This is a genomic window from Muriicola sp. (assembly GCF_041567615.1).
Classification (GTDB): Bacteria; Bacteroidota; Bacteroidia; order Flavobacteriales; family Flavobacteriaceae; genus Muriicola.
In genome coordinates this window covers 1-3,709 of sequence record NZ_JBFGBM010000221.1, presented here as the reverse complement: position 1 = coordinate 3,709, position 3,709 = coordinate 1, and the positions used below count along the sequence as shown (strand labels likewise).

The following is a 3,709-nucleotide window of genomic DNA, read 5'->3' as shown; positions in this document are numbered from 1 at the left end:
TATTCCAGGGAAGAACTGTTCAAGGCCGGGGAAATCCTTTACAATTATTTTGTAGGTGTCTTTCTTGAGACCTACGTAGACCTGATCCAGAAACACAATATCAATATCGGTTACGCCCAGGAGCGTATCTTTATCCTGAAATACTGCATGCTGGAAAAGGCGGTGTACGAACTGGGTTACGAAATGAATTCCAGACCCTTGTGGGCGGTCATACCCCTGCAGGGAATCATGAGCATAATCAATGAATCTAAATAACTGACGAAACATGGGAAAGGTAATACCTCACAGCCTGTTTACGGATTTCGATATCAACCTCTTTAAGGCCGGAAAGCACTTCAGGCTTTATGAAAAGTTGGGCTCTCACCCTATGGAGGTTAACGGAGAGAAAGGGACTTATTTTGCCGTCTGGGCCCCCTCTGCCAAGGCGGTTTCCGTGGTAGGCGACTTTAATTACTGGATTGAAGGGGATCATAAGCTCAACGTACGATGGGATGGCAGCGGTATATGGGAAGGCTTTATCCCGGGGGTCATGGCCGGTACCCGCTATAAGTACAAGATCCATTCACACAACAACGATATCAAGACCGAGAAAGCCGATCCCTTCGCCCGCTATTCGGAACAACCTCCGAAGACGGCATCCATCGTATGGGACAAGAGCTATAAATGGAAGGATGCCAAATGGATAGATTCGCGGAAGTCAAAAAACAGTCTTGACAGCCCTTTTTCTGTTTATGAGGTCCACCTGGGATCCTGGAAGAGGAATGAGAAAAATGAATTTCTGACCTACGAGGAGCTGGCCAAAGAACTGGTTCAGTACGTAAAGGAGATGAATTTTACCCATGTGGAGTTTATGCCGGTCATGGAATACCCCTATGATCCTTCCTGGGGGTATCAGCTTACGGGGTACTTCGCCCCGACTTCCCGATTTGGAGAACCTGAAGGACTCAAAAAACTCATCGATACCCTGCATCAGAACGAGATCGGAGTGATCCTCGACTGGGTACCCTCTCATTTTCCTGAAGACGCGCACGGACTCGGATTTTTCGATGGCTCCCACCTGTATGAGCACCCCGACAGAAGGAGGGGATATCACCCAGATTGGAAATCCCTGATATTCAATTACGGAAGAAACGAAGTAAGGGCCTTTTTGATCAGCAATGCCCTGTTCTGGCTGGAACAGTTTCACGTAGACGGATTGCGGGTAGACGCTGTTGCTTCCATGCTTTACCTGGATTATTCCCGTGAGGCAGGAGAGTGGGAACCTAATATCTACGGGAACAACGAGAACCTGGAAGCCATTTCTCTTATTCGGGAACTGAACGAGGAGGTCTATAAGAATTTTGATGGTGTCCAGACGATAGCTGAGGAATCCACCTCCTTCTCCATGGTCTCAAGACCAGTGAGCATAGGCGGACTCGGATTTGGGATGAAGTGGATGATGGGGTGGATGCACGATACACTGGAATATTTTAAGAAAGAACCCATCTACAGGCGCCATCACCAGAATGACCTGACTTTCAGCATGACCTATGCCTTTACCGAAAATTTCATGTTGCCTTTCTCCCATGATGAGGTGGTATACGGAAAACAGTCCCTCCTCTACAAAATGCCGGGGGATGAATGGCAGCGTTTCGCCAACCTTAGACTGCTCTTTGGTTATATGTTCACCCACCCGGGGACCAATCTTTTGTTTATGGGTGCGGAGTTCGGACAATCCTCCGAGTGGAATTTCCAGAACAGCCTGGACTGGCACCTGTTGCAATACGATTACCACAAAGGAATTCAGGAACTGATCAAGGACCTCAACGCCTTATATAAGAAACACCCGGCACTTTACGAGAAACAGTTTAGTTCCGAGGGCTTCCAATGGATCGATTACGGTGATGCCCAGAATTCAGTGCTCACGTATCTGAGGAAAGGACATGATGAAAAAGATGACCTGCTCATCGCCTGTAATTTCACGCCCGTGCCCCGGGAGAACTACCGCATAGGTGTACCCAGGACCCGGCAGTACAAGGAGGTCTTTAACACCGATGCTGCGAAGTACGGGGGAAGCGGCATGAAGAACACCATCAGGAAAGTCGCCAAGGAACCCTGGCATGGGCATAAACAGTCCATTGAGGTGAATATTCCGCCCCTCGGCATGGTCGTTTTCCACTGACAAAGGCCCACTATATCGTTGTAGTTTATAAATGATAGAGGTATCGTTTCCATTATTACGGTGAAAGTCTTTCTTTTGTTCGACCGTTAAGACAACTGCGCATGATCACGAATACGGAATTGGAATACAAGGGGAATCTCTACCCCGATCAAATAGCCGACTTCAAACAGGACTCCGATAAATTTTACTTCACCACTGAAAATGGTGTCATCCTCGAAATAACACTCATCCGGAACAGCACCATCAGGTTCAGGTATGCCACGGACCATGTTTTTCAACCCGATTTTTCCTATGCTATAAGTCCGACTGCACCCAGAGGGTACAGCCATTTTGAGCCCGAGGAAACGGAGACGGAATACCTGATCCGGACCTCCAAGGTGAGGATCCTGGTCGATAAGAAATCCCTCCGGGTACAGATCTCTGATCTCGAAGGGAATATCATCAATGAGGATGAGCTGGGTTTCCATTACGAGGAGAACTACGCCTTTGGGGGCAACACCGTCAAGATGAGCAAGATCACCCAGAGCGGGGAGAGTTTCTACGGGATGGGAGACAAGGCCACCCACTTCAACCTGAAAGGAAAAAGGGTGCACAACTGGGTAACGGACCAATATGCCTTCGGGAAGGACCAGGATCCACTCTACAAGGCAGTGCCTTTTTATATCGGCCTGCACAACAACATCGCTTACGGAATATTCTTCGACAATACTTTTAAGACCCATTTCGATTTTGCTCACGAAAGGCGGAATGTCACGAGTTTCTGGGCCGAAGGCGGGGAGATGAATTACTATTTCTTCTACGGCCCGGCCATGTCGCGGGTGGTGAGGTCCTATACGGATCTGACAGGAACACCTGAGTTACCGCCCCTATGGGCCCTGGGTTACCACCAGTCGAAATGGAGTTACTTCCCTGAAAGCCGCGTCAAACAGATCGCCAGCAAATTCAGAAAACTTAAGATCCCCTGTGATGCCATCTATCTCGATATCGATTATATGGATGGGTTCCGTTGTTTTACCTGGGACAAGACCAAATTCCCCGATCCCAAGCGTATGATCAAGGAATTGAACAAGGACGGATTCAAGACGGTGGTTATGATCGACCCGGGGATCAAAGTAGACAGAGATTATTGGGTGTACCAGGAGGCAGTGAAGAACGATTATTTCTGCAAACGGGCAGACGGACCCCTGATGAGCGGAAAGGTCTGGCCCGGACAATGTAACTTCCCCGATTTTACCAATCCCAAAGTACGGGAATGGTGGGCAGGTCTTTACAAGGAACTTATGTCTGAAGTGGGTGCTCATGCGGTCTGGAATGACATGAATGAACCGGCGGTTATGGAAGTTCCCACCAAGACTGCCCCTCTGGATACCCGCCACGACTTTGACGGCCATCCCTGCAGCCACAGAAAAGCGCATAACGTATACGGGATGCAAATGGTCAGGGCTACGTATGAAGGCGTCAAGAAATACGTCTACCCCAAAAGGCCCTTTGTGATTACCAGGGCGGCATATTCAGGTACGCAGCGGTTCTCCTCCACATGGACGGGTG

General features: G+C 49.0%; 2 protein-coding genes and 1 pseudogene. All 3 read left to right on the top strand.

Features of this window, described 5'->3' with window-relative positions:
- A pseudogene (locus ABYP73_RS12120) lies at positions 1-255 on the top strand (trehalose synthase); the annotation flags it as partial.
- Positions 256-265: 10 nt separating this feature from the next.
- On the top strand, positions 266-2,161 hold the full coding sequence (gene glgB / locus ABYP73_RS12115) for a 1,4-alpha-glucan branching protein GlgB (RefSeq protein WP_372974502.1): 1,896 nt from the start codon (positions 266-268) through the stop codon (positions 2,159-2,161).
- Positions 2,162-2,262: 101 nt separating this feature from the next.
- The coding region (locus ABYP73_RS12110) for a TIM-barrel domain-containing protein (protein WP_372974501.1) at positions 2,263-3,709 on the top strand (1,447 nt) is incomplete at its 3' end.